Source organism: Paenibacillus massiliensis subsp. panacisoli DSM 21345 (assembly GCF_000426545.1).
GTDB classification, from domain to species: Bacteria; Bacillota; Bacilli; order Paenibacillales; family Paenibacillaceae; genus Paenibacillus; species Paenibacillus panacisoli.
Genome location: NZ_AUFO01000023.1, coordinates 1 through 26,331, shown reverse-complemented (window position 1 = coordinate 26,331; position 26,331 = coordinate 1). Strand labels below are relative to the sequence as shown.

General features: G+C 43.7%; 28 protein-coding genes. 19 read left to right on the top strand and 9 right to left on the bottom strand.

Features of this window, described 5'->3' with window-relative positions; translation table 11 throughout:
• Positions 1 to 77 precede the first annotated feature (77 nt).
• Positions 78 to 452, top strand: a complete 375-nt coding sequence (locus K331_RS0118350; protein WP_028591461.1) for a hypothetical protein — start codon at positions 78 to 80, stop codon at positions 450 to 452.
• Positions 453 to 719: 267 nt separating this feature from the next.
• Here the strand turns inward: K331_RS0118350 and K331_RS0118345 are convergent, their stop codons facing one another.
• Positions 720 to 1,700, bottom strand: coding sequence for a YndJ family transporter (locus tag K331_RS0118345; RefSeq protein WP_028591460.1), 981 nt, complete (start codon positions 1,698 to 1,700; stop codon positions 720 to 722).
• 247 nt (positions 1,701 to 1,947) lie between these two features.
• Here K331_RS0118345 and K331_RS0118340 point away from each other — a divergent pair, with 247 nt between their 5' ends.
• From K331_RS0118340 to K331_RS0118330, 3 genes are all read left to right on the top strand, one after another.
• Positions 1,948 to 2,613 carry a DNA alkylation repair protein gene (locus tag K331_RS0118340; RefSeq protein ID WP_028591459.1) on the top strand — a complete coding sequence of 222 codons (666 nt, stop codon included), beginning with the start codon at positions 1,948 to 1,950 and terminating at the stop codon, positions 2,611 to 2,613.
• A gap of 65 nt (positions 2,614 to 2,678) precedes the next feature.
• A complete protein-coding gene (locus K331_RS0118335) occupies positions 2,679 to 4,235 on the top strand; it encodes an SAM-dependent methyltransferase (RefSeq protein WP_028591458.1) in 1,557 nt (518 codons plus the stop codon).
• Positions 4,236 to 4,358: 123 nt separating this feature from the next.
• Positions 4,359 to 6,098, top strand: a complete 1,740-nt coding sequence (locus K331_RS0118330) for an ABC-F family ATP-binding cassette domain-containing protein (RefSeq protein ID WP_028591457.1) — start codon at positions 4,359 to 4,361, stop codon at positions 6,096 to 6,098.
• Between the two features lie 212 nt (positions 6,099 to 6,310).
• On the opposite strand, the gene infC is transcribed toward K331_RS0118330, so the two are convergent.
• On the bottom strand, positions 6,311 to 6,832 hold the full coding sequence (infC, locus tag K331_RS0118325; RefSeq protein WP_028591456.1) for a translation initiation factor IF-3: 522 nt from the start codon (positions 6,830 to 6,832) through the stop codon (positions 6,311 to 6,313).
• A 580-nt stretch (positions 6,833 to 7,412) separates the two neighbouring features.
• Between infC and K331_RS0118320 the strand changes: the two genes are divergently transcribed.
• The 6 genes from K331_RS0118320 to K331_RS0118295 all read left to right on the top strand — a co-directional run bounded on the left by K331_RS0118320 (position 7,413) and on the right by K331_RS0118295 (position 14,445).
• Positions 7,413 to 8,039 carry a hypothetical protein gene (locus K331_RS0118320; RefSeq protein ID WP_028591455.1) on the top strand — a complete coding sequence of 209 codons (627 nt, stop codon included), beginning with the start codon at positions 7,413 to 7,415 and terminating at the stop codon, positions 8,037 to 8,039.
• A gap of 319 nt (positions 8,040 to 8,358) precedes the next feature.
• Positions 8,359 to 9,042, top strand: a complete 684-nt coding sequence (locus tag K331_RS0118315) for a response regulator transcription factor (RefSeq protein ID WP_028591454.1) — start codon at positions 8,359 to 8,361, stop codon at positions 9,040 to 9,042.
• Positions 9,043 to 10,044, top strand: a complete 1,002-nt coding sequence (locus tag K331_RS0118310) for a sensor histidine kinase (protein ID WP_028591453.1) — start codon at positions 9,043 to 9,045, stop codon at positions 10,042 to 10,044.
• 101 nt (positions 10,045 to 10,145) lie between these two features.
• Positions 10,146 to 11,084: a VanZ family protein gene (locus tag K331_RS0118305; RefSeq protein WP_028591452.1), complete on the top strand. Its 939-nt coding sequence runs from the start codon at positions 10,146 to 10,148 to the stop codon at positions 11,082 to 11,084.
• 89 nt (positions 11,085 to 11,173) lie between these two features.
• On the top strand, positions 11,174 to 11,857 hold the full coding sequence (locus K331_RS0118300; protein WP_028591451.1) for an ABC transporter ATP-binding protein: 684 nt from the start codon (positions 11,174 to 11,176) through the stop codon (positions 11,855 to 11,857).
• Complete coding sequence (locus K331_RS0118295) at positions 11,854 to 14,445, top strand: ABC transporter permease (protein WP_028591450.1); 2,592 nt, start codon at positions 11,854 to 11,856, stop codon at positions 14,443 to 14,445. Before K331_RS0118300 ends, K331_RS0118295 begins: the two co-directional genes overlap by 4 nt.
• A gap of 41 nt (positions 14,446 to 14,486) precedes the next feature.
• On the opposite strand, the gene K331_RS0118290 is transcribed toward K331_RS0118295, so the two are convergent.
• Together K331_RS0118290 and K331_RS0118285 are read right to left on the bottom strand one after the other, a co-directional pair.
• A complete protein-coding gene (locus tag K331_RS0118290) occupies positions 14,487 to 15,056 on the bottom strand; it encodes a DUF4062 domain-containing protein (protein ID WP_028591449.1) in 570 nt (189 codons plus the stop codon).
• 43 nt (positions 15,057 to 15,099) lie between these two features.
• Positions 15,100 to 15,459: a MerR family transcriptional regulator gene (locus K331_RS0118285; RefSeq protein ID WP_028591448.1), complete on the bottom strand. Its 360-nt coding sequence runs from the start codon at positions 15,457 to 15,459 to the stop codon at positions 15,100 to 15,102.
• Positions 15,460 to 15,575: 116 nt separating this feature from the next.
• Between K331_RS0118285 and K331_RS0118280 the strand changes: the two genes are divergently transcribed.
• The 3 genes from K331_RS0118280 to K331_RS0118270 all read left to right on the top strand — a co-directional run bounded on the left by K331_RS0118280 (position 15,576) and on the right by K331_RS0118270 (position 18,590).
• Positions 15,576 to 16,214, top strand: coding sequence for a nitroreductase family protein (locus K331_RS0118280; protein ID WP_028591447.1), 639 nt, complete (start codon positions 15,576 to 15,578; stop codon positions 16,212 to 16,214).
• A 337-nt stretch (positions 16,215 to 16,551) separates the two neighbouring features.
• A complete protein-coding gene (locus tag K331_RS0118275) occupies positions 16,552 to 18,333 on the top strand; it encodes an ABC transporter ATP-binding protein (RefSeq protein WP_051289907.1) in 1,782 nt (593 codons plus the stop codon).
• A gap of 59 nt (positions 18,334 to 18,392) precedes the next feature.
• Positions 18,393 to 18,590, top strand: coding sequence for a hypothetical protein (locus K331_RS0118270; RefSeq protein ID WP_028591445.1), 198 nt, complete (start codon positions 18,393 to 18,395; stop codon positions 18,588 to 18,590).
• A 118-nt stretch (positions 18,591 to 18,708) separates the two neighbouring features.
• Here the strand turns inward: K331_RS0118270 and K331_RS0118265 are convergent, their stop codons facing one another.
• The 4 genes from K331_RS0118265 to K331_RS0118250 are packed head-to-tail and all read right to left on the bottom strand — an operon-like array spanning position 18,709 to position 21,999.
• A complete protein-coding gene (locus K331_RS0118265; RefSeq protein ID WP_028591444.1) occupies positions 18,709 to 19,608 on the bottom strand; it encodes a DMT family transporter in 900 nt (299 codons plus the stop codon).
• 44 nt (positions 19,609 to 19,652) lie between these two features.
• Complete coding sequence (locus K331_RS0118260) at positions 19,653 to 20,033, bottom strand: RidA family protein (protein WP_025679382.1); 381 nt, start codon at positions 20,031 to 20,033, stop codon at positions 19,653 to 19,655.
• Between the two features lie 31 nt (positions 20,034 to 20,064).
• The gene (locus K331_RS0118255; RefSeq protein WP_028591443.1) at positions 20,065 to 21,063 is read right to left on the bottom strand and encodes an alpha/beta hydrolase; all 999 of its coding nucleotides are present in this window, start codon (positions 21,061 to 21,063) and stop codon (positions 20,065 to 20,067) included.
• A gap of 39 nt (positions 21,064 to 21,102) precedes the next feature.
• Positions 21,103 to 21,999: an MBL fold metallo-hydrolase gene (locus K331_RS0118250; RefSeq protein WP_028591442.1), complete on the bottom strand. Its 897-nt coding sequence runs from the start codon at positions 21,997 to 21,999 to the stop codon at positions 21,103 to 21,105.
• Between the two features lie 335 nt (positions 22,000 to 22,334).
• Here K331_RS0118250 and K331_RS0118245 point away from each other — a divergent pair, with 335 nt between their 5' ends.
• Positions 22,335 to 22,880, top strand: a complete 546-nt coding sequence (locus K331_RS0118245) for a helix-turn-helix domain-containing protein (RefSeq protein ID WP_028591441.1) — start codon at positions 22,335 to 22,337, stop codon at positions 22,878 to 22,880.
• Between the two features lie 218 nt (positions 22,881 to 23,098).
• Here K331_RS0118245 and K331_RS32755 read toward each other — a convergent pair whose 3' ends face one another.
• Positions 23,099 to 23,287, bottom strand: a complete 189-nt coding sequence (locus tag K331_RS32755; RefSeq protein WP_028591440.1) for a TetR-like C-terminal domain-containing protein — start codon at positions 23,285 to 23,287, stop codon at positions 23,099 to 23,101.
• A gap of 462 nt (positions 23,288 to 23,749) precedes the next feature.
• Between K331_RS32755 and K331_RS0118235 the strand changes: the two genes are divergently transcribed.
• The 5 genes from K331_RS0118235 to K331_RS0118215 all read left to right on the top strand — a co-directional run.
• Positions 23,750 to 24,436 carry an NAD(P)-dependent oxidoreductase gene (locus K331_RS0118235; protein WP_028591439.1) on the top strand — a complete coding sequence of 229 codons (687 nt, stop codon included), beginning with the start codon at positions 23,750 to 23,752 and terminating at the stop codon, positions 24,434 to 24,436.
• A gap of 97 nt (positions 24,437 to 24,533) precedes the next feature.
• The gene (locus tag K331_RS0118230; protein ID WP_028591438.1) at positions 24,534 to 24,770 is read left to right on the top strand and encodes a DUF6953 family protein; all 237 of its coding nucleotides are present in this window, start codon (positions 24,534 to 24,536) and stop codon (positions 24,768 to 24,770) included.
• A gap of 249 nt (positions 24,771 to 25,019) precedes the next feature.
• Positions 25,020 to 25,421, top strand: coding sequence for an Rrf2 family transcriptional regulator (locus K331_RS0118225; protein WP_028591437.1), 402 nt, complete (start codon positions 25,020 to 25,022; stop codon positions 25,419 to 25,421).
• A gap of 100 nt (positions 25,422 to 25,521) precedes the next feature.
• Positions 25,522 to 25,965 (top strand): DinB family protein, encoded by a 444-nt coding sequence (locus K331_RS29890; RefSeq protein WP_226383634.1) that lies wholly within the window; start codon positions 25,522 to 25,524, stop codon positions 25,963 to 25,965.
• Between the two features lie 109 nt (positions 25,966 to 26,074).
• Positions 26,075 to 26,331: helix-turn-helix domain-containing protein (locus K331_RS0118215; RefSeq protein WP_028591436.1), on the top strand; the 257-nt coding region annotated here is incomplete at its 3' end.

Here is a 26,331-nt window from a genome sequence, read left to right as displayed (position 1 = left end):
ATGGGAGTAAATAGTATAATAGGGTATAATTATATAAAAAGGGATATTGTTGTTTTGAGTAGAAAGGGGACAGACAAATGAGTTTATATAGTAATAGAGCTGTTCAGATATTCATCACACTTCTCTATCCAATTATTGCGTTTGTGATATTAAGTAATGGTCGTATGATAGGTTCGTGGATTATTCCAGCAATCATTGCCTTTTTATTTTGTCTCCTATGGAGAAATATTGGTTATTTAATGATTTCTAATGTTCTATTGTGGATTATTACAATACCTTTGTGGTGGTTGCTAGTTGAGCGCTCCAGAGAAAGCCAGGGAGCTGATATTTTTATTGCTTCCTTACCATTCATTGTGTTGGCATATGTATTTTTTGTTTTATTACCTGAAATTATAATTGTTTCTCTTAGGAATTCTATTTTAAGTACTTTTGCAAGACGTGGTGACAAGTGAATTTTCCATTGTTATGCTTACATAGTAAGGTGGGACTTTTAGCGATGTATTGATTATAGATATGGTGTAGACTGAGAGACTTCTCAGTCTTTTCTCGTTGGCGAAGCAACAAACAAGGTGAACCGTATCACAAGTGATGCATCTGCAAGATGAACTGAACTGCCCAGTCAAGTAAACAGTGAAAAAAAGATCGTTAAGCGGCCTTCGTCCTGAATTCGATGGGACGAAGGCCGTTAAGTTTTGTATGTAATCATTCACACAAGTCGATCACGCATCTATACTCGTAGACAAGCTTTTTTTCTTAATAGAGTCTACCATGTGCACCCAACCAATTAATCCACATAAGACAAAACCAAATGCATGCAGAGATCCGTATATGGGAATGAAATCGAGTATGGTTAAGGAAAACATGTTTCTCAGTAGCGGATAGAAAATGGAAATGACGATAACCGTGTAAAAGGCTAAGCAGGAAAGGCCTAAAAAGAAGGTTGCCTTATTGCGTAAAGAGTGTCTCCTCAAGTAAGTAAGGAGATAAGTGGTGTAGACCACAATATTACAGGCGAACAAAGTGACACCAATGTACTCTATTGGCTTGGAGAAGATCATACCAAAAGCAATCAATATGGGGCCGATGATATCGATGGCAACGACCCAGGGGTACCAGCTTTTCTTCGACATGATCCGTCCCAGTGCACCAATAAAAATCGGAACGATAGCAGATGAAAAATGAAAGTGGACGGAGCTTAACGCATGCGTTGCAGGATTAGCCTGGAAGAGGTTCAATTGATATTGATATAAGGTAAACCAAATGCCCCCGATAAAAAAATAAACGAGTCCCGCGCCAATCGCTATTTCCGCTGATTTTCCCTTGTGAATTACAATATTTATAAATCCATAAATACCGAGTAGCAGTGTGAACAGTAGCCACCCAAGGGAGAGAATCCCCGGTATTGCCGTGATTTCTAATCCCCATATCTTACTGCTCATTACGGAAGTCAGGGCAAGAAGCGCTGCGGGAAATTGAAGCCATGTAATAGAGGCATAAACGATTCGTTGATGTTTATTCTTTTCGTCATAGTTCAAAAATAAGATTACAAGCGGTACAATGACGAAAGACGCAAACAGTAGAAATTTGTCAACAAGTTCGAATTGGAAGTAGTCCGAATAAAATATAAGAATAGTAATGATTCCACCGGGGATCGCTGGTACTAATAATGACTTCATCAGTTGCTTCAGAGAACGATTCATGGCGCCCCTTTCTACCTATTTTTGGCGTATAATCTGCCTACATCTGGTTATGTAGCATTCTTTAGTATAGAGTAGGTAATTCTCGTTTTAGTTTAACATGGTGAACCGTACATAAGTAGGGGGAAATGAAGCACTCCGTTATGGTACATTTGTATGCGATAAGACTTATAACGAAATTAAGTTATTGATATATCGCACCAAGGACATATTATGACACAGTGCTTTCATAAAGGAGTTGTGGTGTCCAATGAATAAGAATGAAAGTTCAGAAATGAAACGTTCTTCAAAGGCAGAAAACATCCTAGCACAGATCAATAGTACAACTAAGCTAGGGGACTTACGAAAAATCGCGAAGGACATTAAAAAAGATCACGAATTAGCTATGGAACTTTGGTCAACCGAGGATTTTTTGCCCAGACTATTGGCAATCTTGATTATGGACAAAAAACTTCTTTCAGAAGATGTGCTGAATAAGCTTGATCAGGATATGCAGATTCACACTTTCGATGAGCGAAATCACTTAATGGATTGGTTAATGGCTAATCAGCTCACCAAAGACAAGAAGACAATTGCATGGATGGAGTCATGGGACAATAGCCCTTCTGCTCTTCAAAGAAGAACTTTCTGGTATTATCAAGCGCGATTGAGATGGACTGGACAAACACCGCCTGATAACACCGAAGACTTACTAGCAGCAATTGAAGCTAATATTATGCAGGAAGAACCGGAGGTTCAATGGGCGATGAATTTCATTGTAGGGTGGATCGGCGTTTATGATCAAAAGTTTCGAGCACGGTGTATTGAACTTGGTGAGAAAACGGGTCTTTATAAAGATGAAATGGTCTCAAAGGGCTGTACTCCCAATTATTTGCCGGAATTCATTGCGATTGAAGTTAACAAACGAAATTCGTGAGAAAGATTTTTAATGAAATAGGATAATAGGTATCTCAAAACTTTCAGAGGGCAGGATAAGTCGTAATGAACAATAAAAACAAACAACGCTACCGCTTTAGTGAAGCACCTATATGGAATATTCAGCGGAAGTACTATGAAGATAAAGGAACAAAAGCTTGGAATAATGATCAAGTGCCTCAATATATAACGAGTAATCCGATGATCGCTGCTTCCTATGCCGAAATGATATTCGGGTTTCTTCAAGATCGGGCGAATAAGGGATATAGTTCGGAACCTGTTGTGATTGTGGAGCTTGGAGCAGGAGCGGGGCGTCTTGCATTCCATGTGTTAAGTGAGCTGTGTCAGCTAAGAGATTATGCTGGGATTTCATTACCTTCGTTCCGTTATATTATGACGGATTTGGCGATAAACAATGTTCTAGCCTGGAGGGAGCATCCTGCTTTTCAATCGTTTATTACCGAAGGATTACTTGATTTTGCGCAATTCGATGCTGTTCATGATACGGTTCTGAACCTTGTTGTATCGGGCACAACGATTAGGGAGGCAGATGTAAAGCAGCCCTTAATCATTATTGCCAACTATTTTTTTGATAGCATACCTCAAGAGTTGATTTATGTAGGAGATGGTCAAATTTATGAAGCTGATGTTTTTGTTGAGTATCCTGAGCAGGAGGCTTCACTTAAACCATCTGATTTATTAAACCAAATATCTTTGCGTTATGAGCATAGGCAGGCGCCCGAGTATGAGCAAGCAACCTTTCCATATCGTGATGTCATAGCAGTCTACCAGGAACAACTAGAGGATTCTCATATTTTATTTCCTGTCGCTGGACTCAACTGTTTGGAACGTTTGAATCGGTTATCTCAAGCAGGATTCTTATTAATAACAGCAGACAAGGGGGATCACCTGCTTGATAACTGGAAATTTGCAGAACCGCCAGAGTTGATCCTGCACGGAAGTTTTTCTTTAACGGCCAACTACCATGCGATTCAGCATGTTTTTGAACAAAGGGGGGCCATGGCGTTATTTCCTCCACATCATTATAAAGATATAAATGTGGGCTGTATTCTCAATGTGGATACACCGCTGGACTATTTCAATACAAGATTAGCTTATCGTCGAAGTATTATACGCTTTGGCCCAGATGAGTTTTTCAGTTTGAAAATGGGGATAGATCGCAATCTAGATAACATGGGACTACAACAAATTTTAAGTTTTTGGCGTTTGGGTGGATATGATGTTGAATTTTTCATTCAAAGTACGAAGCGGATCTCGAGTCTGTTGCAGGATGCAGACGATGGAGAAAAGCAGGATATTTTGAGCGGTATACAGCGTATGTGGTCCTCGCACTACGTAATGGAGCAGCGCTATGATTTAGCATTGGATGCAGGATTACTCCTCTTTGAGTCGGACATGTACGAGGAGGCCAAACGGTTTTTGGAAATTTCAATAGATCAAGAACAAGGTGAGATCGTATCGACCGTATTTTATTGTCTGGCGATTTGTTGTTTCGAGTTAGAGTTAGACGAAGATGCTCTGGGATACTTGCGGAAATTAATAGAGCTTGAGCCGGATCATGAAGAGGCATTGGCATTGTTAAGCAATTTTGAGTTGAATTAGATCAATAACTGAATTGAACTTGGTGGTAAACAGTGTTACTCTGAACAACGGCAAACTCAACATTCATGTTCCGCCATACCGCCAATACTAGCCACCATTTTAGCTATAAAGAAAGGTAACATTATGATAAAAGTGGATAACCTATCCTTCTCGTTTCCGCAAAAGGAACTATATAAAGACATTTCATTTACGCTTGAAGAGGGACAACATTGTGCTTTTATAGGAACAAGCGGCAGTGGGAAAAGTACACTGATCGATATCCTAATCGATCCAGAAAGATATTTGTTCGATGGCAAATTAGAGATAGACCCCAATTGCAGAATCGGGTATGTCAGTCAGTTCTCACAAATAGACAACGCGAAGGAAATAACTGTTTTTGAATATATAGGAGAAGAGTTTATTAGGATACAAGATGAAATAACAGCGATTTGTACGGAAATGGAAACATCAACGGATATGGACTCGCTTCTGGAAAAGTATCAATTAGCTTTAGACGCATTCGAATCCATGGGTGGCGATGATTTTGAAAGCAACATGAATAAGAAGCTAAATCTAGCTAACCTCATGAAGCTAAAAGATCTCAGGGTATCCGATCTGAGTGGTGGAGAATTCAAGCTTATTCAAGTGATGAAGGAGATGCTGAGTAGTCCAGACTTAATGATTATGGACGAACCAGATGTATTTTTAGACTTTGAGAACCTGAATGCACTGAAAAAACTCATTAACTCCCACAAGGGAATGCTGCTGGTTGTTACGCACAACCGATATCTATTGAATCATTGCTTCAACAAAATTATACACCTGGAAAACATGGAGCTCCAAGAGTTTGATGGGCGATATATAGAGTATAACTTCTCTTTACTTCAGACTAAAATGGAGTCGCAGGAGCTTGCAGTCGCTGAACAGGAAGAGATTGAACGAAACGATACGATCATTGATAATCTTAGAGCAATCGCAACTTATAATTCAGAAGCATCCAGAGGGAGAGCGTTAAAGGCCAGAGTCAAGTTTCAAGAAAGATTGGAAGCGCGTAGAATTAAAGCACCGTTTGTTGATATTAAGCAGCCGAATATTCATTTTGGTATAGATCATGAAATGGAAGACACCGTGGTTGTACGTGTCAATAATTATAGTGCTGCCTTTGATGAGTTGCTTCTACACCATGTTAGCTTTGAAATAAAATCTACAGATAAAGTAGCCATTATCGGTGCAAACGGTACCGGCAAAACGACGTTACTCCGAGAAATCTTCAAAAATAATCATGATTCCATTGAAATACATGCTGATGCGAAAGTGGCTTATTTATCTCAACACCAAGGCGAAACGCTTAAGGATTCGAACACCATACTGGATGAATTCATTGATGCTGGATTTACAACTTATGATGAGATTAGATCGTATCTTTCAAGCTACGGCTTTGAAGGAGAAATTCTTAATCAGAAGATCGAATCTTTATCCGGTGGAGAAAAAAACATGCTTCAATTGGCTAAAGTGTCTGCCAGTCAAGCAAACGTACTGCTTCTCGACGAACCGACAAGCCATTTAGACATCTATTCACAGCTCGCACTGGAGAAAGCAATTGAAGACTACAAAGGTGCGGTTCTGATGATTTCTCACGATTTCTATTCTGTTGTAAACGGTATGGACTATGTGTTAATCATTGATGACAAGACGATTAGAAAAATGAGTATGCGGAAATTCAGACAGATGATTTATACTAGTCATTTTAATAAAGACTATTTAGCAACGGAACAAAAGAAAAAGTCGATTGAAATGAAAATAGAATTGGCTTTAAAAGATACTGATTTTGAACTTGCAAAAGTATTGGTTGATGAGCTGGAGGAACTGATTAAGCTGCTTTAATAACAAAGCTCTGATTGGAATGATGCCCTAGGATCAGCTCGCAGTCATGAAGGTGCATTATACGTAGAAGGTGTGGATACCGTAGTTTCAATCTATCTCGCGAAGAAGTCATTCCAATTGTGCGAAAGGAAAGTGCACGTTTGGGAATTCGAGAACCAAGAAAAGGAGTAGGCCCTGAGCATATTAAGCTAAGGGATCTGCTCCTTTTTGGCTCAGCGTGGTATGAGCTTCACCTGAGAGCCTTTTCCACTTGTCTGAATGCCCGTTTCCTTACTTCCGACTTCCTTAAGTTCACTCAATAGAAGCTCCAGCACTTTCTTGGCTGCTGCTCCCTCCTTCGCACCGGAGGCCTTAACTACAAGCTGCACTGGCTTGCCGGAGCGCAGATGCTTATCCGCTTGCCGCAGCTTCGTGTCGTAATCATGCTGTTCGATGTGAGCAGTGAAGCGCAACTCCTTGACTTTTTCTTGTCTGCCGTTACCGCCAGCTTGCTGACTTTTACCTGCTTTGCGTGCAGTCGCTGACTCTTTCTGTGCCGTTGCCTTAGCTTTGCCCTTAGCCATCAGGCTGCAGGGCGGGGGACTGCTCATCAGTGAGGTGCAGACCAGATCGACTTTTTTGGACTTGGCCATAGCGAGCGCCTCCTCTCTGGTGACAATGCCGATTGCTTCACCATTCAGTCCGGTAAGCAAGACCTCGGACGCTCTAATTTGTTCGTTAATTAAGACTGCCACGGTAACTCAACCTCCTGCCATATCAGGTGAACGCAAAAATGACAACGCCATCCTGATGTTCAGCCTGTATAATTCCTCATATGGTTAATCATATACGGAAGCTGCTGGGGGTTCAAATTATGGCACAATCGTTTCCCGAATGCACCTGCAGGCCGTAAGCCTTCAATGGCAATCTGTGGGTTGTAAAGACAAGCTTGCTGCTCATTTGTAGCCACCTTTAATAGTTAATTTATACTTCGTAGTGTACTCCAGTTAACCTTTCGGATCATAGCCAAAGCTTCTCCGCAAGCAGCGTATCCAATGCCTTTCTGGGGAAATCTATACACTTCCAATAACCAATAAAAAATGCTAACCAGTGAAGATCGGTTGACCTAAAATAAAGTCCCTAAAAAGCGAGTAAAATAACATGCTGATGTATAATTTACCTTGCTTAGGGAAGTTTTGGGGGACATACTTACTTTAGAGGCAAAATTGGCCGTCACAGTGATTTGCTGAAGCTAACTCTACAATCTGTTGTCTTAATGGATTTGTATATAAATGTAGCATTCATGTTGAATAAGTTTATAAAGGGGCATGCACTATGTCTTTAAATAATCAAGAGCTTCACAAGGAATCGATTAAATACCTCACAACTGCGCCGATTCGCGAAAATGATCCTAGGATAATGAGGGCATTAGATGATGTAGTCTATGAGTTTTTAACAAAAGAAGAGGCAGACTTAATAGAAATCTTGTATTTTAAATCTAAGAATGCCGCATGGCGAAATAAAATTCTGAGAGGTCTCATCCAATGCAAGGAATTAGGGTTGAAAGATTTTTTTCAGAAAGCTTATAAAAAAGAACGATACTTAGATATGAGACTACTCACGATCCATGGACTGGCCCAATATGCTACCGAACAAGAGATCGACAAGGTCATCAATCATTTCTTAGAGCTCTTAATAAAAAGAGCAGAGACAACTCCTTATAACTACTATGAATATGAGTTTCTAAGATCTGCTTTCGGGTTTCCTCTTCTAATTGAAAAATACGGGTATTCCTGTTTTAAAAAGATATATCAACAAGTCGAGAAACAATATCAGGATATGCCGGAAGCATTTAAGGGGCATTTGACCTTTGATGAAGATGGGAAGCAAGTTTCGTTGAGAACGCCGATGAAAACAAAGCAAATGATAGATCGTTTTTATGAATCTCAAAATCTTCGATAAGCTGAGTCCAAGAAGTTGAAAAGCAGCGACGACTATGACTGTATCGCAAAGGTACCTCTTTTCAACTGAACCATTTAAATCGCAACCTTGCTCTTACTGAACACAAAGAATTGTTGGTTATCGATGAATCAGGGATTGCATCAGAGAGTATGTTTAAAAGCGTTACAGAATTTTGCGAGAAAATTATTCCTTATTTATTGGGGAGTACTATGATGCGGAGAAAGGTAAGATGATAGACATGGATGATATTGAGCTTCCCTGTTTCATAGGCGGGACAGCCGACTTGAACCTACTTACTCTAACGTGAGGATGATCTGCATTGAAAATTTTATTAGTCGAAGATGATAAGACGATCGCGTCGGGACTGGAATATTCGCTGCAGCAAGATGGTTATATAACCGTTCTCTGCCATGATGTCGCTTCAGCCCAAAAGGTGCTCGCCGAAGACATCGATCAATTCACTTTATGCTTGTTCGATTTACAGCTTCCGGACGGAAGCGGTTATGAATTGTGCAAGATGGTGAAGGAGCGACGAGACATTCCAGTCATCTTCTTAACGGTGATCGATGATGAGGTCAATGTCGTGATGGGACTCGACATGGGAGCGGATGATTACATTACCAAACCTTTTCGGGTTCGTGAGCTTCTCTCCCGGATCAAGTCCGTCTTGCGAAGATACCAGAAGCCGTCCCACGCTGGAGCGATCATCGCTATCGACAATGTTCAAATCCATACGCTGGAAGGCAAAGTACATAAAAACGGTTCCGAGATTCCGCTAACCGCTTTGGAATATCGCTTATTGCTGATCTTTGGCAACCACGTTGGACAGGTCCTCACTAGGAATCAGCTCTTGGAGCAAATCTGGGACGTGGCCAGCGATTTCGTGAATGACAATACGTTAACGGTCTATATCAAAAGGCTGAGGGAAAAGCTGGAGGACAATCCAGAGCAGCCGACTTTGATCAAAACGGTACGCGGTTTAGGCTATAAGGTCGGTGATTAGATGCTGCGCAATCGGGAGATTCAAATGTTATTGCTCGTCATGGGCTCGATCAGCATAACGGCAATCGTCGTCGCTGCTTTTATTTCGTCCGTCGCCGCGACATTCGTTTTTATTGTATCCATGCTGCTTATTGGCACGAGTGTGATATTCACGAGATGGAGATACCACGAGTTAGCGAAGCTCTCTGTCTATTTGCGGGAAATAAGCAACGGCAATGAGTCCCTTGATGTTCGAGATAACCAAGAAGGCGAGTTAAGTATTTTAAAGAATGATATTTACAAAGTAACGCTCATGCTATCGGAGCACCGGTCGCTATTGCAGCGGGACAAAATTCAACTGACGGATGCCATATCCGACATTTCACATCAGCTCAAAACACCGCTCACCTCCATGACGGTAATGGCTGATTTGTTAAGCGCCCCTGACCTGCCTCCGTCCAAAAGAACGGAGTTCACCCATCATATTCGCATCCAGCTTGAACGCATCGACTGGCTTGTTTCCTCCTTATTAAGGTTATCAAAAATGGATGCGAAGACCATCCAATTCAAAAAAGATCGAATACCCATAAAGAACCTTATCCAAAAGGCATTAGAGCCGGTTATGATTCCGATGGATATTAAGGGACAGACAGTTTCCATCGCGGGCGATGACCATGTCGCTTTTGTCGGAGATTTCAATTGGACTGCTGAAGCGGTCATCAATATTTTGAAAAACGGCGTGGAGCATACGCCTGAAGGCGGAGCGATCGCCATCACATTTTCCGACAACGCGCTATTTACGGAAATCGTCATTGCTGACAACGGAAAAGGCATTCCGAAAGAGGATTTGCCTTATATTTTCAAACGTTTTTACAAAGGAAAGAACGCTAGCGAAGGAAGCATCGGTATAGGGCTTGCGATGGCTCACAGCATCATTTCCAGCCAGAACGGTGTGATCGATGTGACGAGCGATAGCGAGAAGGGTACGCAGTTTCGAATTAAATTTTATAAGCACGTGATTTAACGGCACTCTGTAAGTGACTGAATTGTCACCTCCATCGTCACTGGAAAGTCATTTTAGACAGTTAAAATGATATTCATCAGATGAACGATGGAGGTAAGACCATGCATTTGAAGCAACAGCGCAAGATTATTTTTGCAATTACTATATTCTATACTCTTTTGATTCTTTATTTTTTGTTTTTTGCCTTCGGTAGAGCGGGTAAGGTGGATCAAATCACGGAGTACACCTTTATTTTTTTACCGAACAGTTTTTTTAGGCTGCCAGGTCTATCCGATCTGTTACATCCTACGCTGATGGATGTTGTGGATTTCGGGAACATCGCAGCCTTCATCCCCTTTGGCATATTAATTCCGTTGTTATATCGAACCAGCTTTGCTCGTTTCATGACCTTGTTCATCTTGTCCATTCTCGTGTTGGAGACCATTCAGGCACTAACTTTCCTTGGTAGCTTTGACATGAACGACGTCATACAGAACTCATTGGGTGCAGCCGTCGGATTCGGGGCATACAAACTTGGCTTTCGCACAAAAAGCAACTGGAGAAATATTGCCTCTACGGGCATTTATGGCATTGTTTTGATGCTCGGCGTGTGGGGGGTCTTCGGGACGCTTGACCAAGTGTTCACCAAAGAAATTGGCCCCTTTGTGGCGATAAATGAATTGATGGATAGTACCGGAAATCCATTAACGGGAACCAAACCGTCCAGTCTTAAGATTGGCGGTCAAGACGTGGAACCCCAATATAATGTGTATAGCATCGAAGGTAAAGAGAAGGAAACGTACACGTATACGTTCGGCAATAAGGGGGAGTTGTATCTTAGCTTGAATTATGGAATTCCCGATCAGAAGGATTTCCAGGGCAGCATCAAGGTTACCGTCGACGGGCAGGAGTTCCTGTCCGTATCCGCAGAAGATCAACTCCATGAGCCGGATATGAGGATCATTTATCTCCCCCAGGCAAATGAGCTTACGATAACTATTGAGGGGAATGAAACCCTTTGGGATGTTGGATATAGAGCGATGGTATATACCTGGAATTAAGTATTTAGGAGAGCCCATGCTTCCGAAGTGAGTTTTGTACGAGGTTGATTCAAGAAGTAACGCTCACAAAACTTTTAGGGGGTATAACAATGGAAATTTTAAAAATTGAGCATCTGTCTAAAATATACGGCACAGGCGAATCGGCGGTGAAGGCGCTTGATGATGTTTCCTTTTCGATCCCAAAAGGCGAATTCGTCGCGATTATTGGCCCGTCCGGATCGGGGAAATCGACGCTCCTTCATATGCTGGGCGGCGTGGATCGGCCGACTGCCGGGAAAGTATATGTGCAGGATACAGACATGTATGCCTTGAACGAAACGCAGCTGGCCATCTTCAGGCGCAGGCAAATCGGCCTGATCTACCAGTTCTTCAATCTGATTCCCGTCCTGACGGTGGAAGAGAATATTACGCTGCCTCTCTTGCTGGATCAACAAAAGGTAGATCAAAAGCAATTAGATAGCCTTGTGAATACGTTGAATTTGCGGCATCGATTAAACCATCTGCCGAATCAGCTATCCGGCGGACAGCAGCAACGTGTCTCGATCGGCAGAGCGCTCATCGGCAATCCTGCGATCATGCTGGCCGATGAACCGACCGGGAATCTGGATAGCAAGAATAGCAGCGAGATCATCGACTTATTAAAAATGCTGAATAAGACCTATCATCAGACGCTGATCGTGATCACGCATGACGAACGGATCGCCTTGCAAGCCGACAGGATCATTTCGATTGAAGACGGGAGGATTGCCAAGGACGAGGTGATCAGGCGATGAATATTGTCAATACATTAACCATCCGGCATCTGAAGCAGAACAAGAGACGAACGCTTGTAACCATCCTCGGCGTCATCATTTCGGTGGCCATGGTGACCGCTGTCGCTACGCTTGTTTTTTCCTTTGCGGATTTAATGATCAGACAAACCATCGCGGATACAGGGGAGTGGCATGTCCAATATCAAGATGTAACCAAGGAACAGCTTGCGGCGATACAGGGTGATGACGCAACCAAAACCGTTGCCATCACAAGAGACCTTGGCTATGCCCTATTAGAAGGGGGGCAAAATCCCAATAAGCCGTACTTGTTCATCAAGGAATATGATGCGTTAGGTTTCGCACAATTTCAGATTGAACTAAGCAAGGGGCGTCTTCCGCATACGGACAAGGAAGTTGTTATCTCCGAGCCTCTTGCAACGAACGCCAAAGTGAAGTATGAAATCGGCGATCATCTAACCCTTCGCGTCGGCGAACGATTTGAACAAGGGGGCGATCATCCCCTGGATCAGACCGAACCGCTGCGTAGGGAAGATGGCACTTTGACCGAAACGTTGCAGCATATCAAGGTAAGGGATTATACGGTGGTAGGCCTCATCAAGCGTCCCGTAAGGGAAACGGCTTGGGCCCCGGGTTATACGGTCATTAGCTATGTCGATGATCATATCATTGGGGGAAACGATCGAGTCGATGCGTCGGTGGTTTTGCAGCGAGTCAATCCGTTCTTGTTCGCGCATGCGGAGGAGCTGGCTGAGAAAAACCAAATTGAAACCGTCCAATACAATAATGATTTGCTTCATTATTATGGCTTGTCCAGCAGCGGAGCTTCATCCAGCATGATGTTTTCATTATCGGCGATCATTATGGCGGTTATTATGATTGGCTCAGTTTCGCTCATCTATAACGCTTTTGCGATATCTGTCTCGGAACGTTCCCGGCATTTAGGGATGCTCGCGAGCGTGGGGGCAACGAAAAGGCAGAAGCGAAATTCAGTACTTTTTGAAGGGTTCGTCATTGGCTTGATCAGCATTCCCATTGGCATCCTATGTGGCCTTGCCGGAATTGGGATCACCTTTTGGTTCATGAACACGATGATTGAAGGGTCATTATGGACCAGTGAAAAGCTGAGGCTCATCGTCACGCCGCTTTCACTCTTGATAGCTTGTCTTGTTTCAATGCTGACGATTTTCGTTTCGACGTATCTCCCAGCAATCAAGGCATCCAAGGTATCTGCTATGGACGCGATTCGCCAAACTACCGACGTAAAGCTTACAGCAAAAGCTGTGAGAACGTCGAAGATCATTCGTAGGCTCTTTGGGATCGAAGCAGAAATCGGGCTGAAAAACTTAAAAAGGAACAAACGGAGATATCATGCTATTCTTTTTTCGCTTGTCATCAGCATCGTTTTATTTTTGACAGTATCGTTTTTTACGGCAGGCATGACACAATCCCTGGAACTGTCGCGGGAAGGCGTCAATTACGATATTGAAGTGTCGTACAGTAATGGAAAAAGAATAGATGACCGGTTGATGCAATCGATTGTATCTCTGGATGGAGTCACGGAATACAACGTGATTCACGAGTTAAATAAGAACGCTTGGGTCGATGCAGCGAGCATCGCTGATGAATTGCAAGAGACGGTTAAGCAGGATAAGAGTATGCTGCAAGAAGGGAAATACCCTTACGATATTAAAATTCATGCATTGAACGGTTCGAGTTTGCAAGCCTATGCCAAAGTGGTTGGCGTAGATTACGAACAGCTTACGGATCCGGATCATCCCGCCGCGATCGTGATGGATACGATTCATTACAAAGATATGGGCACGGGGAAATATATTCAGACGAAGGCCATATATACGAATGTCGGCCAAAGTATCGAGCTAACGAACTTCTATAAAGAGAATGGGGAAGAAACAAAGGCAGACAAAGTGATATTTGCCGCATTGACGGATCAAGCCCCTATGGGGATGAACCAGATAGGTGTAGGCGGGTTAAATATGATCGTGTCGGAACGCGTCATGAATCGACTGGCAGGCGACGAGGACCTAGCTAACGCCTCGACGTACCTCCATTTGAAAAGCATGGAACCGATGAGAACGCAGCAGGAAATTGAAGAGATGCATGAGACCAATCTGAATGTCTACAATGTATATCAGTCCAGAAAAAGCGAAGAACAACAGATTCTATTGATGTCCGTCTTTTCTTACGGTTTTATCGTATTAATCTCTGCGATTTCCATTGCGAACATTTTTAATACGATCTCGACGGGGTTGGCTCTTCGCAAACGAGAGTTTGCGATGCTGAAATCCGTAGGCATGACGCCAAAAGGCTTTGCGAAAATGATGAACTATGAAAGTGTTTTTTATGGGGTCAAGTCACTGTTGTTCGGCCTTCCCATTAGTTTCGCCGCGATGGTTCTGATCTATAGAGCATTTGCGAACAAATTTAGCTACGGGTTCACCCTCCCTTGGATGAGCATTCTGTTTGTCATTGTCGCCGTATTTGTCATTGTCAGTTCCGCGATTGTTTATTCCGGCGCGAAAGTAAAAAAGGAAAACATTATTGATGCATTAAAGCAAGAGAATATATGATACGGAGACGGAGAAAGGGACTGGTTGTGCCAGCCCCTTTTTCAATTCTTTTTCTCCAACTCTACCTTTAATTTTGCATTCTCTTCCAACAGCTTTTGAACGTCTGGAGCATCCTTGCCGGAAACCCAGCCATACAGATCGTCTCTTGCTGCATACACCGGCAATTGATCACGAAGTACCATTTTAATGTGCTGTACATCTTCAACATAATAGATAGGGACTTGTGCCATGACCGCTTGCTTAAACTCTTGAAACTCCTGATAGTATTCAATTGCTGTGAAGTCATATGGCTTTTGTCTTAATGCTTCATCCGTGACAACAAAAGCAAATCTAGGTTTGCCCGCTTCTCCGGCATACTCGTATTCCCACTGCGTATAGCTCTTGGATTCATCATCAGGAAGCGTTAAACCATAGAATCCTCCGAGAATCAGGATATAGACATCGGACTCGTCGATCCATCTCTTCCTAATATTTACCGGACATTCCTTGAAAAATTGCTCGATTCCCGCAGGGATATGACCGGCTCGAAGTACGGCTTCAACAGCGGTATGTCTTTCCTCAATAAGATCGTAGTAAGTAGACGATATGTAAATTTGTAATTTTTTTCTCATAGCCCACCTGAATGAAAGAATTAGTATAGATAGAATGGTTTAATTAACACTTTGTTTGGAAATGCGCCTTTCCTTCCAAGATTGCACGCAAAAACTTTTTCGACTTTCTCAATCGTTTCTGGATATCATCAATTTCATTGATTTTTTGTTCTACCATTTTCTTCTTTTCCTCATATGACAAGTTAATTTGTTGATTTACTAGCAAACTTAACTCTTCTATAGAAAAGTTTGCGGATAAAAGTACCTTTACATCATCTAGAAACTCAACAATTTCTTCTGAATAGAAACGATAATTATGTTCATCTCTTTTAACGAATTTGTCTGGAATTAGGTTTTTTCGTTCATAGAATCTCAATGTTGATATGGGAAGACCAGTTAATTTTGAAACATCATTTATTTTCATAGAGTGCCCTCTTTTTTTATTGCTATAAACCTAGGTTCATAGTTCATAATACGGCTATGATAACGGACGACATGGACAATGTCAAAAAAACTAACGTTATCCAAAGGAGAGATTCTATGTTTAACAATATTTTAAACAACGATTTCGCCAATATAGTCAAGGGACGACGTTCTGTCCGTAAGTATGATGAGAACGTTAAAATATCGAAAGAAGAGCTGAGTGAAATAATTTCGGAAGCCAGTCTGGCTCCATCCTCTGCAAATATGCAGCCTTGGCGTATAATGGTGGTAAATACCCCGGAAGGAAAAGAAAAACTAAGACCTCTTGTGCGTTTCAATACATTACAAAATGATACTTCAGCAGCCATGTTATTAATTTTCGGTGATACCCAAAGCTATTTATATGCTGAAGAAATTTTCAATACAGCTGTAGAACAAGGAAAAATGCCAGCAGATGTACGAGATCGTCAACTCGAAACAATTCTGTCGATGTATCCGGCTCTATCAAAAGAATTGAAAGTTGAAGTTGCAAAAATCGACAGCAGCCTCTTTGCAATGCAGTTCATGTTAGTAGCCCGTGCACATGGGTATGACACGAATCCAATGGCTGGCTTTGAAGCCGATCAGTTAGCAAGATCATTTGATTTAGATGAAGAACGCTATGTTCCAGTAATGATTATTTCAATAGGAAAAGCTAAAGAAGAGGGGTATGAGTCGGTTCGGTTAGATTCTGACAAGATTACATTTTGGAGCTAAAGCATTTTCGCTGAGACAACTGCTTTTTCATTTTCGCCGATTTCATTATTTATTGCGGGGGGCTCTCTTTTTTAGAGACCCGCCGCAATTTAACTTTTGGGGAGGGTCTAATTCAACATGAAAGTCACTGTTCTCTAGTATAAAGAGCTGCTCATCTATAAGTTGGTCCATCAATTGAATGCCATCAAAGCGCTCAAAATCCAGATCGCTATCCTCCGTATTAAATACGGTAAAGTAAGCTCGTCATTCCCTTTTTAGATCGGTGTATTTGCTGTTTATTCTTTCCTTTTTAATGGTATCAAGTGTAAAATTTAAGAAAATATAATAAGGAGTCATTATGAGCATACATGACGGATACACCAATAACAGTGAGGGTGACAGACCTGTAAATAAAACCGGGCTACAGTATTTGGCCAAGGTGTTATTTTCCACTGGGGTTCCTAAGGTGTTTTTAGGTATAGCCCTTATTCTAAGCATTGTCAGTTCATTGTCAGGATTAGTTGTTCCGATCGTTACCGGAAATATGATTGATCAATTTCGTTTGGAATTATTAGATGCCATTATGATTATACAGCTTGTTTTAATCTTTATTTTGCAAGCCGTATCGAGTGGATTTTCGTACTATCTATTGGCATATGTCGGAAGTAGAATGGTCAATCAATTGCGTAAACAGCTTTGGGAAAAGATGCTTTATTTGCCGATGCGTTTCTTCGATCGCAACCGTTCTGCAGATCTTATGAGTCGTGTGGCAAACGATACAAATGAGATTAAATCGCTCATTACCAATCATTTAATCCAATTTATATCCAACTCCATTACATTTATTGGAGCATTGGCGATGTTGTTTTATTTGGATTGGCAAATGACGTTAATCATATTGCTGGTTCTACCTATTAGCCTGGCTGTATTGATGCCCATGGGCAATAAGATATACAAGATCTCGATGCAACTACAAGCGCATTTGGCAGCACTGTCCTCAACGCTGTCTCAAGTCATTGGAGAAATGAGGCTGGTTAAGGCCTCTAATTCGGAGCGAAAGGAATGGAGAAATGGCGCAGCTAACATGGACGATTTATATCAATCAGAAATGAAAGAAGCTCGGATCAATGCTGTGCTGATGCCATTGATGACGTTGATCATGATTGTGCTGCTGGTCGTCATTATTGGTTACGGCGGCGTGCGTGTTTCCTCTGGTGCTCTTAGTGCAGGGAAGCTTGTATCGTATATTTTGCTTTTGTTTCAAATCATGATTCCTTTTGAACAGTTTGGAACATTTTTTTCGAATTTGAAAAAGGTAATGGGCTCAACGGAGAGACTAAGACTCATCCTGGAGCAGCCTCAAGAAACGGATAACAAAGAGTATGTGGTACCAGACAAGCATAGCATCTTGGAATTCCGCGAGGTTCGTTTTGGTTATGAAGAGGATAAACCCATTTTGCTGAATGCCACTTTTACTATACCGGATCGTAAAGTAACGGCCTTTGTGGGTCCTAGCGGAAGTGGGAAGACAACGATCTTTTCGCTGATCGAGAGATTTTACGAACCAGATACCGGCAGAATACATTGGGGCGGTGCGGCGATTGATTCCTTTGCTCTTCATGATTGGCGTAAGAAAATTGGTTATGTGTCACAAGATAGCTCCCTCATAGCAGGTACCATTCGAGATAATATTATCTATGGGCGGGAACACGAAGTAAGTGAAGAGGAGGTCATGAATGTAGCACGACTTGCCTATGCCCATGATTTCATTGAGGCCTTGCCAAGAAAGTATGAAACAGAGGTAGGTGAGAGAGGAATTCAGCTATCAGGCGGGCAGCGCCAGCGTATAGCAATTGCTCGTGCTTTGCTGCGAGAACCGGATATTTTGCTGTTAGATGAAGCAACTGCTAGCTTGGACAGTGACTCGGAGCATGAGGTCCAAAAGGCGCTTCAATTTTTGATGCAGGATCGTACAACCATTGTCATCGCACATAGATTATCGACCGTTGTTCATGCAGATCAAATTATAGTGTTTGAGTATGGTCAAGTTACAGGAACTGGAACACATGAAGAATTGCTTCAGACACATCCTTCTTATACGGCTTGGGCACACAAGCAGTTTCAAGGTATGAGGGCTTAACTCGAACATATCCTTCAGCTGGACCTTAACCAACAGAGGATATTTGGCTGTGCAGCGTGATGATGATTCGTAGGTTAGGGTTCGAGATTCCGAAGAGAAGCGACCCTACTAAAGAAGCGATCGCACGCAACAGTCCTGCGTTTGAAGCGAAGCTGAAGAATCGTCGAACAGTCAAGAAGGACCAGAGATCCCGTGCGAACCAGGAGGTTCTGAAGCTACATTTTAACGGGGGAAGAAAAAGAAGATCAGAGCAGTAGACTTCGTCGTTCCATCATTGCTATTATAAAACCCCAAGGAGCCATGATAAAAAGCGCTTCTTGGGGTTGGTTGTGATTCCTCAATCTTCTACTTTAGGCACGATTACCGCGTCGGCAATTATCTCTCCACAGGGGAGAATTGGTGTGTTTTCCTTGTTCGCTGTCCTTGCACGGTGGCTAGCACTACGCCGCAAATGATGAGAACAGAACCCGCCACTTGCGTCAGGGAAATCGGGGTGCCAAGCGTGATATAACCTAGAACCATGGCAACAAACGGCTGTAAATTCAGAAACAGCGATGCTTTAGCCGCCCCTACCTTGCGGATCTGCGCATTCCAGATGACCGCGCATAAGCCCTGAATAAGCAGCGCCGATCCGATTAGGAGAGCCCACCACCAGAAACCGGGCTGGGCCTGTACGTGAGGCTCGCTCCAGACCGCCACCGGGTATACCAAAACGCAGCCCAAGACTGTCGTATACACCGTTGCGACCAACGCATCCATACGTTCCGTCAGCTTTCTCATGAGGATCATAGATCCTGAAAATGCCAGCATGCAGATAAACATGATCCAGACGCCTTCGGTAATGGCTAGGCCCTTGCTTCCGCCAGGTCCAACCACGAAGAAGACACCAGCAAGAGCGACAATCGAGCCTGCCGCCATGCGTTTCGTTAACGGCTCTTTCAAGAATAAGCGAGCAAACAGCGCTGTAAAAATCGGAGCTAACGACAAGATGAGCGAGGCCGTCGTTGCGTCCGTTGTCCGAAGCCCTGTAAAGAAAGAAACTTGATGCAGCAGCATCCCGATCAGAACAAATGGCATCAGATACACGGAGTCACGGAGCGTAATCTTCGTTAAGCGACGGGTTGTAACCAAATAAATAAGCAGGAACACAGACGACACTATAAGCCGGTATGCAGACAGATGTAAGGCGGGAAATGCCTGCAGTAGCAGCGAACCTAAGACGAAATTGCTCCCGTAAAGGGTTGCGCACAACAAGAGAAGCCAATACGTTCGCAATCAGATGCGCCTTCTTTCATAGAAATACGAATAGTGGAGCAGATTTAAATGCGCTTGATTGCGATAAGCTCTATTTCAATCTTGGCGTCTCGTGGAAGTCTAGACACTTCCACAGTTGTTCTGGCAGGATAATGATCGCTGAAATATTGGCTGTACACCTCGTTCATCTGTTGAAATTGCTCTAAATCGGTCATGAAAACGGTGGTTTTTATAACGTCTTCTAAAGACAATCCTGCTTCAGCTAAGACGGCTTGCAGGTTGTTTAAGATTTGCTGGGTCTGGTCAACGATGCCTTCTTTCAGCTTTCCTTCGGCATCAATCGGAAGCATGCCCGACGTATAGACCGCATTTTCTAAAGCGATGGCTTGCGAATAGGGACCGATAGCTGACGGTGCCTTTGTTGTGGTTATGGCAATGTGGCTCATTGTTATTACATTCCTCTCTTGCAGTGACATCTTATTTGGCAGGTGCGTACACTTCATCCAAGAAGCCGCGTATGGCTTGGAAAGCCTGAAGTCTGTTTTTCTCCAGTAAAACCATGTGCGTCCCTTCCCCGATTTCGACCCAGCGGCGATAGGCAGCTCCCGTCAGGGAAGTGAAGAAATTTTGGGCTAATTCAAGGGGCACATCAATATCCCACTCGGCATGCACAAGAAGGACGGGAACGGTGATCTCCTTAGGGTCATAGAAAGCTTTGCCCGCCGTCCAGTATTCACGGATATCGAGGATCGGACCATTGGTCGCCCGAATATGCTCAGGATGATCGGTTAGGCTTCCTGGATCGGAAGCCAGCGTGGCTTGGACCCATTGCTCAAACCAGCCCTCTGGAATCAAATCACCACGTTTATGCTCAGGTGCCGCACTCAGCCAGCGTTCCTTCGTGCTGCCAGCAGCCACAAGGCGATACGAACCAAGCGGACCCCCAGTATCGATCGGAATCGGTTTGGAGCTCAGCCATTGCGGAGCCACAAGCGTAAGCTTGGTTACCTTATCGTTGTTTTGACTGGTATAAGCCCCCGCAACCGTTCCACCCCAAGACATGCCCAGGACATTCACCTTCGTTAAATTCCGGCGCTTCAGAACATAGTCCACAGCTGTGCCTAAATCCCGGACTCCTGTTTCCGTACGGACAAGCGGTGGATTCAGGTCAGCAGGCTGCTCCATCTCAGGTGGTCTTGTCGAGCCGCCGTAGCCGCGGACGTCCACAGCGTACACGTCATATCCATGGCTGGCGAGATAGTCCAGAAAAGTGAAGCCATCCAGCTCCACATCGTACAGACTGCCAATGGGATAAGTAGCGCCATGAACCATCACGATTGTTTTTTCATTAGAGAAGGTGTTCATGGAAGCTGGTCGTTTATTTCGTACATAAAGTTCGATGCCAGTTGTATCACTCGGGATACGAAGGTCTTCGGTCACGATATGTACATCAGGAAGAAAACTAGGGGTTGTCATAAACTCAGCGCCTTTCGATTGTGTTGGTGTCAGGTCGTATTAAATAAAGTCCCACTTGTATCCGTCCCCGCTTCGAGTCACGTATCCCGCCGCGCTTTCTGGAAAATGCGTGCTAAAATAAATGACTGGACGATCTGCGATGTCCTCCAGTACCCGTCGTCGTGAGGCTCGGGCTTGATCGGCAAATTCGCAGTACATGGAGTTCCATTCAGGGTTAAACACCTGGAACGGATGGTGCATCACATCGGCGCCAAATAAAGCTTCTTCTCCGCCAGTGTTAAGACGGATGGACATTTGGCCGATACTATGGCCGGGCGTCGGAATGAATGTGAACATATCAAGAAATTCCCCGCCCTCAGGGTTAATTGTCTGCGTTAAGCCGGCTTCAACAACAGGCAATACACTTTCTTCATAAACGTTAAAGTTGGCTTCGTTTGCTTTGTTGTGGCTGGCCTTACTTGAGTAATATTGCTGCTCCGCAAGGGGGAATACGTATTTTGCATGTGGGAACGTCGGTACCCATTTTCCATCAATGAGCTTCGTGTTCCAACCGACATGGTCGACATGCAGATGCGTCAGCAGGACGTAATCGACTTCCTCTGGTGTTACTCCGGCCTCTTTCAACCGCTCCAGATAAGGGAGCTGGAGATTGGCGAGGTCCGGATTTAAAGGCAAGCTTTTATTATTTCCTGTAGCCGTATCGATAAGGATTGTATGCTTCGGGGTCTTCACCACCCAGGTTCCAATGCTAACGATAAGCTGAGAACTGCCATCGATCAGGCCATCCGGAAGAGAGTTCCGATTCTCCTCTAGGAACTTGGGGTCCCATGATCCCGCAAAATACACCTCTGGTGGGATACCGTCAAGTATCATTTCCGTAACACGTGTAACGGTAACATCACCTACTTGATAGACCTTGGGAATGCTCGTAGTCATTCTTTATGCCCCTTTCGTCCTTCTGACATATTTCTATGAATCTGAATAACAAGGAACGGCTTTCCGTTGCCATCATGTAATTAGTGCCTCGTAATGCTTAGTAAATTTCGCTGAAAATGAAAAAATTCTGTTGAGATGAACGATGTCAGATACCCGGGTAAAATTCGTTCGTTAACCTTGATTAAATACTAGTCCAATAATAGCGCCAAATCAACGTTTTTACACCGTAATCCTGCTCTGGTGAAGGGGCTTGATATTGCTCGGATTTACGCCTATTATAAAGTTATAAATTTCGCTGACAGCGTAAAAATATCGAAAATTCAGGAGGCTTGCATATGAATTCGATCGGCGAAGCCATTCGAAGCACGCGAAAAAAACAGAATTTAACGCTTAAGAAGGTAGCTGAAGCAGCCTCTGTATCTTTATCTTTTCTCAGTGAAATTGAGCGCGATAAGGCGAATCCGTCGATCAGTGTTCTGAAGCGCATAGCGAATGCATTAAACGTGAATTTTTCCGATTTGTTTGGTGAGGAGAAGCGAAGCATTGTCGTTAGGAAAAATGAGCGCAAACTTTTGGTGCATTCCGAGGGATCTCGTATTACCTGGTACGCGCTCAGTCAAGGAAGCAGCAACCGAATGGGACCGATATGGGGAGTGTTGGAAGAAGGAGCTGCTTACGGCAATATCGGCGTTGGCCATAGCGATGGCGAGGAATTCCTATTTGTTCATTCCGGGCGATTGGAGTTTGTGCTCGGCAATGAACGTTATACGCTCGAAGAAGGGGATAGCATCTATTATGATGCCAGAATCCCCCATAGCTATAAGAACATCTGGGAAGGCGAAACGCTGCTCATAGCAGTTGCTACGCCGCCTACTTTTTGATTAAGTCATTAACGGATCATGAAGAGAAGAGGGTGCGTGGTTGGCTTTGACCTATGTTTTAGGTGGAGAGTCTGTCGATCGGATATTTTTGTATGTCTATGCTCTAATCGCGCATCATATTGAGACATCCCATGGTTCACCGAGGCTCAGCGTTATGGGGGACTGTTTTACATGTTACAACGAGTGCTGTCTTGGGCGTTTGTTTGGTAGAAGTCTCTTCATGCAAGCGGACGATCAGCTTCGAGATTCCGTTCAAGCAAAGCGCCCACCCGCCATGCCATAAAGGTAGGAGGGAGAGGCCTTCCATTCTTAAACCACCATTCTACTACCCCTACGATGGCTGATCCCAGAAATTGAATATCAACATTCATACCGTCTGATGATCCCTTGTTACCCCCTTTGGACATGATAGCCTCCTTCTCTAACTCCTGGAGAAAAAATTCAAGGAATCGATTGCGAAAAAAAAAGGCCCCCCATACTCGCTAGCAATGCCGAGAAGAATAAGTGATGACGTTCAAAATACTCGAACCATAACAACCCCATATCTCTATAATCCGCGTCAGGGTCTACCGAATTGCAAAGTTCACACATCTCTTCAATATGTTCTTCAATGAGCTTGTCCAACAGGTCAAATTTGTCCATGTAGTGAAGATAGATCGTTCTTCGGCTAACATCTGCTTTGTCGGAAAATAAATACACAATTCTAAAGGATTTGTGAACTAATGCGCGGAACCTGCCTTTTTAAGAATTGTAGACTTTCTATTTCTGCATACAATTATACATAGTTGTTTCTTAATGCACTATTGTGCAATTTAGTGCATGCATAAGTGTGAAGTCAATCATGTCACCAGTCAAAGGGGAGCATTTCAATGAAAATTGCGATTATTGGAGCAACAGGGGCCACGGGGAGGAAAGTGATGGAGCGGGCACTTGAGTTGGGACATGAGGTTGTGGCCGTGGCTCGTCGGCCGGAAGTCATTACTCCATCTGAGCGGCTCATCATCCGGCAAGGAGATGTATTTGACGCCCCTAGTCTGGTCAAAGCCATTGCCGATACAGATGCAGTAATCAGCTGTATCGGTCCAACTAGTAACTTCTTGCCGGGTACGGCTATGGCGAAGGGAATTCTGAATGCTATTGCGGCAAACTTCTCACCGGGTACCGTCATGTCGGAGGGAATCCCAAATATTCTTGCGGCCTGTCAGCGTACAGGTGTCAAGCGCTTCGTCATGCAAAGCGGCATTGGGTTGAGTGAAGGGAAGGAATTCACCAGAGGTAATCGGTGGGCGATTGGTATTCATCGGCGCATCTTCTCGAAGGCGGTTAAGGATAAGACGATTGCCGAGCACGTGGTGGAGCGAAGTAACCTGGATTGGGTCATTGTACGACCGCCGGGAATGAACTCCGGGGCGGCCACTCTGAACTATACAGCAGGTCCGTTAGCACGCATCGCTCCGTTCCGGACTTTAACCTTCGAAGACTGTGCCGACTGCCTTGTGCGGGCAGCGACTAGTGAGCCAACATGGATCAGGAAGATTGTTAACGTTGGACGGTGAATAGACGAACACCTTTAGAGGAGGTATGATGAGTAGGATGGCTTGAAATTCTGAATAGGAACGCTCATTGTACGTGCTGAAGGAAGGAGCAAGATCCATGGAAATAACCGCACAAGAGGTGGCGGAATGGATGGTCAAGGAAATCAGGTTCACGGGTACGCTGTATCAGACCGATGCGATTGAATATGTGAAGACCAACTTCGGTGAGCAATTCGTATTCGTGAATGAAAATGGAAATGCATCGCTGTCCAAAGAGGTGAAGAAGGCTTTCCGCAAGCTCCACGGCGGCAGAGTTGCCTGGGACCGCGACAGCTTCATGTGGGCTTGGACCTAAGACGCTTATTACGGTCGGTGTATTACCGTGTATAACGCGGCATTCAAATCAACTCTCCATAGAGGGTGCCTCACAGTCCTAAGTGACGGCGAGACATCCTCTTTCTCATTCTTGGATTAAGGGACCAGACTTTGGGCCAATATAGAGGAAGTAATTGAGGGTTTATTTCTTTTAACACATTGTATGTTGACGAAAAGGGGTATACTAGCTATTATAGATATGCAGAATCTGTAATAGAGGTGATTATAGATGAAATACTCCAAGGCCACCGATTATGCTCTCCATACCATGCTCTTTCTTGCTGTGGCGACTCCACAAAAAGCTATTGGTGTACAGCAGCTAGCAGAGCGACAAAATGTGTCTCCAACGTATTTATCCAAAATACTGACCAAGTTGGTGAAGGCGGGCATGATTGAATCGACAACAGGGGTACACGGCGGATATCGACTTAAACGAGATTGGGAGAACATTTCGTTTCTTGATATTATACAAGCCATTGAAGGCTCGGCTTCCTTATTCGATTGCAGCTTTGAACATGGAGCAGGCTGTCCGATTCAAAAAGTGGTGCTATCAGCAGAAGAGAAGATGGAAGAGCATTTAAGAAATCAGAAGATGTCAGATCTTGCGCGCGGTATGAATATCGAGATATAGAACATATATTTTTTTAGGATAATTAAGGACAATATATATCTTTAAAGGATTTAATAATAAGGGGGTCGAGAAAATGAATGTATACTAAAACCAGTATGAGCTGATCCAGCGCACAAGGGAATCATTGTTCCGGTATTGCGAGACTTTATCTCCCGCTGATTATGTTACAGAAGTTGAAGCCCTGGGTGGAGCTTCTATTCGCAGTCTGCATGCTCATGTCGCCGATTGTTATCGAGTATGGTTGGGGAATCGTGCACTTGGTAAGTCACTTCCCAAAGTAAAACCAGAGTCCATCGGCAATGTGGAGGACATGCGCGAGGTATTTAAAACTATCGACGCCCTTACGTATGAATTTCTAAATGAGTCTAAAGACAAATGGGAGCCTTCCAATCAAGCATCTGGACAGAATGACAGCGTAGAGGCCAGCGAATTATGGCTATTTACGCACACCATTACCCACGAATTTCATCATAGAGGGCAAATTGTAAAAATGGGCAGAATGCTCGGGTATCCCCCGCCGAAAATGAATCTCGCTAAGGTCTAGAATAAATGCAGTATATCAAGGCCCTTCTTACTCTGAAGTGCACCCCTTAGAATAGACATTGGAAAAACCCCTTGGTTTAACCGATGAATTTCTAGGGGGTGCATTTTTAATGGCTATTAAAGGTCAAAAGTTTAAGACGTATTCCGAGGAACTCAAGGTGGAGGCAATTCGCCTGCACGTAGAGGAAAAGTGGACGTATCGGCAGATCAACGATCATTTCGGAATCCAAGATCAGGGTCGGATGAAGCGTTGGATGCGAAAATACCGTGAGAAAGGTGAGTTTGGTCTATTGGATCAACGAGGAAGGCGGAAAGAATATTTAGATCAGGAGCGATATGTTCAGCAGTTGAAACGGGAGAATACGAT

What these genes read in the sequence shown, in the direction of transcription:
- K331_RS0118285 (WP_028591448.1), bottom strand. Translation starts at nt 15,459, where the DNA reads ATGAAAATAAATGATGTTTCAAAATTAACTGGTCTTCCCATATCAACA.
- K331_RS0118245 (WP_028591441.1), top strand. Translation starts at nt 22,335, where the DNA reads ATGAATTCGATCGGCGAAGCCATTCGAAGCACGCGAAAAAAACAGAAT.
- K331_RS0118255 (WP_028591443.1), bottom strand. Translation starts at nt 21,063, where the DNA reads ATGACAACCCCTAGTTTTCTTCCTGATGTACATATCGTGACCGAAGAC.
- K331_RS0118350 (WP_028591461.1), top strand. Translation starts at nt 78, where the DNA reads ATGAGTTTATATAGTAATAGAGCTGTTCAGATATTCATCACACTTCTC.
- K331_RS0118250 (WP_028591442.1), bottom strand. Translation starts at nt 21,999, where the DNA reads ATGACTACGAGCATTCCCAAGGTCTATCAAGTAGGTGATGTTACCGTT.
- K331_RS0118305 (WP_028591452.1), top strand. Translation starts at nt 10,146, where the DNA reads ATGCATTTGAAGCAACAGCGCAAGATTATTTTTGCAATTACTATATTC.
- K331_RS0118295 (WP_028591450.1), top strand. Translation starts at nt 11,854, where the DNA reads ATGAATATTGTCAATACATTAACCATCCGGCATCTGAAGCAGAACAAG.
- K331_RS0118335 (WP_028591458.1), top strand. Translation starts at nt 2,679, where the DNA reads ATGAACAATAAAAACAAACAACGCTACCGCTTTAGTGAAGCACCTATA.
- K331_RS0118235 (WP_028591439.1), top strand. Translation starts at nt 23,750, where the DNA reads ATGAAAATTGCGATTATTGGAGCAACAGGGGCCACGGGGAGGAAAGTG.
- K331_RS0118320 (WP_028591455.1), top strand. Translation starts at nt 7,413, where the DNA reads ATGTCTTTAAATAATCAAGAGCTTCACAAGGAATCGATTAAATACCTC.
- K331_RS0118330 (WP_028591457.1), top strand. Translation starts at nt 4,359, where the DNA reads ATGATAAAAGTGGATAACCTATCCTTCTCGTTTCCGCAAAAGGAACTA.
- K331_RS32755 (WP_028591440.1), bottom strand. Translation starts at nt 23,287, where the DNA reads ATGTCCAAAGGGGGTAACAAGGGATCATCAGACGGTATGAATGTTGAT.
- K331_RS0118260 (WP_025679382.1), bottom strand. Translation starts at nt 20,033, where the DNA reads ATGAGCCACATTGCCATAACCACAACAAAGGCACCGTCAGCTATCGGT.
- K331_RS0118280 (WP_028591447.1), top strand. Translation starts at nt 15,576, where the DNA reads ATGTTTAACAATATTTTAAACAACGATTTCGCCAATATAGTCAAGGGA.
- K331_RS0118345 (WP_028591460.1), bottom strand. Translation starts at nt 1,700, where the DNA reads ATGAATCGTTCTCTGAAGCAACTGATGAAGTCATTATTAGTACCAGCG.
- K331_RS0118310 (WP_028591453.1), top strand. Translation starts at nt 9,043, where the DNA reads ATGCTGCGCAATCGGGAGATTCAAATGTTATTGCTCGTCATGGGCTCG.
- K331_RS0118270 (WP_028591445.1), top strand. Translation starts at nt 18,393, where the DNA reads ATGATGATTCGTAGGTTAGGGTTCGAGATTCCGAAGAGAAGCGACCCT.
- K331_RS0118275 (WP_051289907.1), top strand. Translation starts at nt 16,552, where the DNA reads ATGAGCATACATGACGGATACACCAATAACAGTGAGGGTGACAGACCT.
- K331_RS0118290 (WP_028591449.1), bottom strand. Translation starts at nt 15,056, where the DNA reads ATGAGAAAAAAATTACAAATTTACATATCGTCTACTTACTACGATCTT.
- K331_RS0118225 (WP_028591437.1), top strand. Translation starts at nt 25,020, where the DNA reads ATGAAATACTCCAAGGCCACCGATTATGCTCTCCATACCATGCTCTTT.
- K331_RS0118340 (WP_028591459.1), top strand. Translation starts at nt 1,948, where the DNA reads ATGAATAAGAATGAAAGTTCAGAAATGAAACGTTCTTCAAAGGCAGAA.
- K331_RS0118230 (WP_028591438.1), top strand. Translation starts at nt 24,534, where the DNA reads ATGGAAATAACCGCACAAGAGGTGGCGGAATGGATGGTCAAGGAAATC.
- K331_RS0118300 (WP_028591451.1), top strand. Translation starts at nt 11,174, where the DNA reads ATGGAAATTTTAAAAATTGAGCATCTGTCTAAAATATACGGCACAGGC.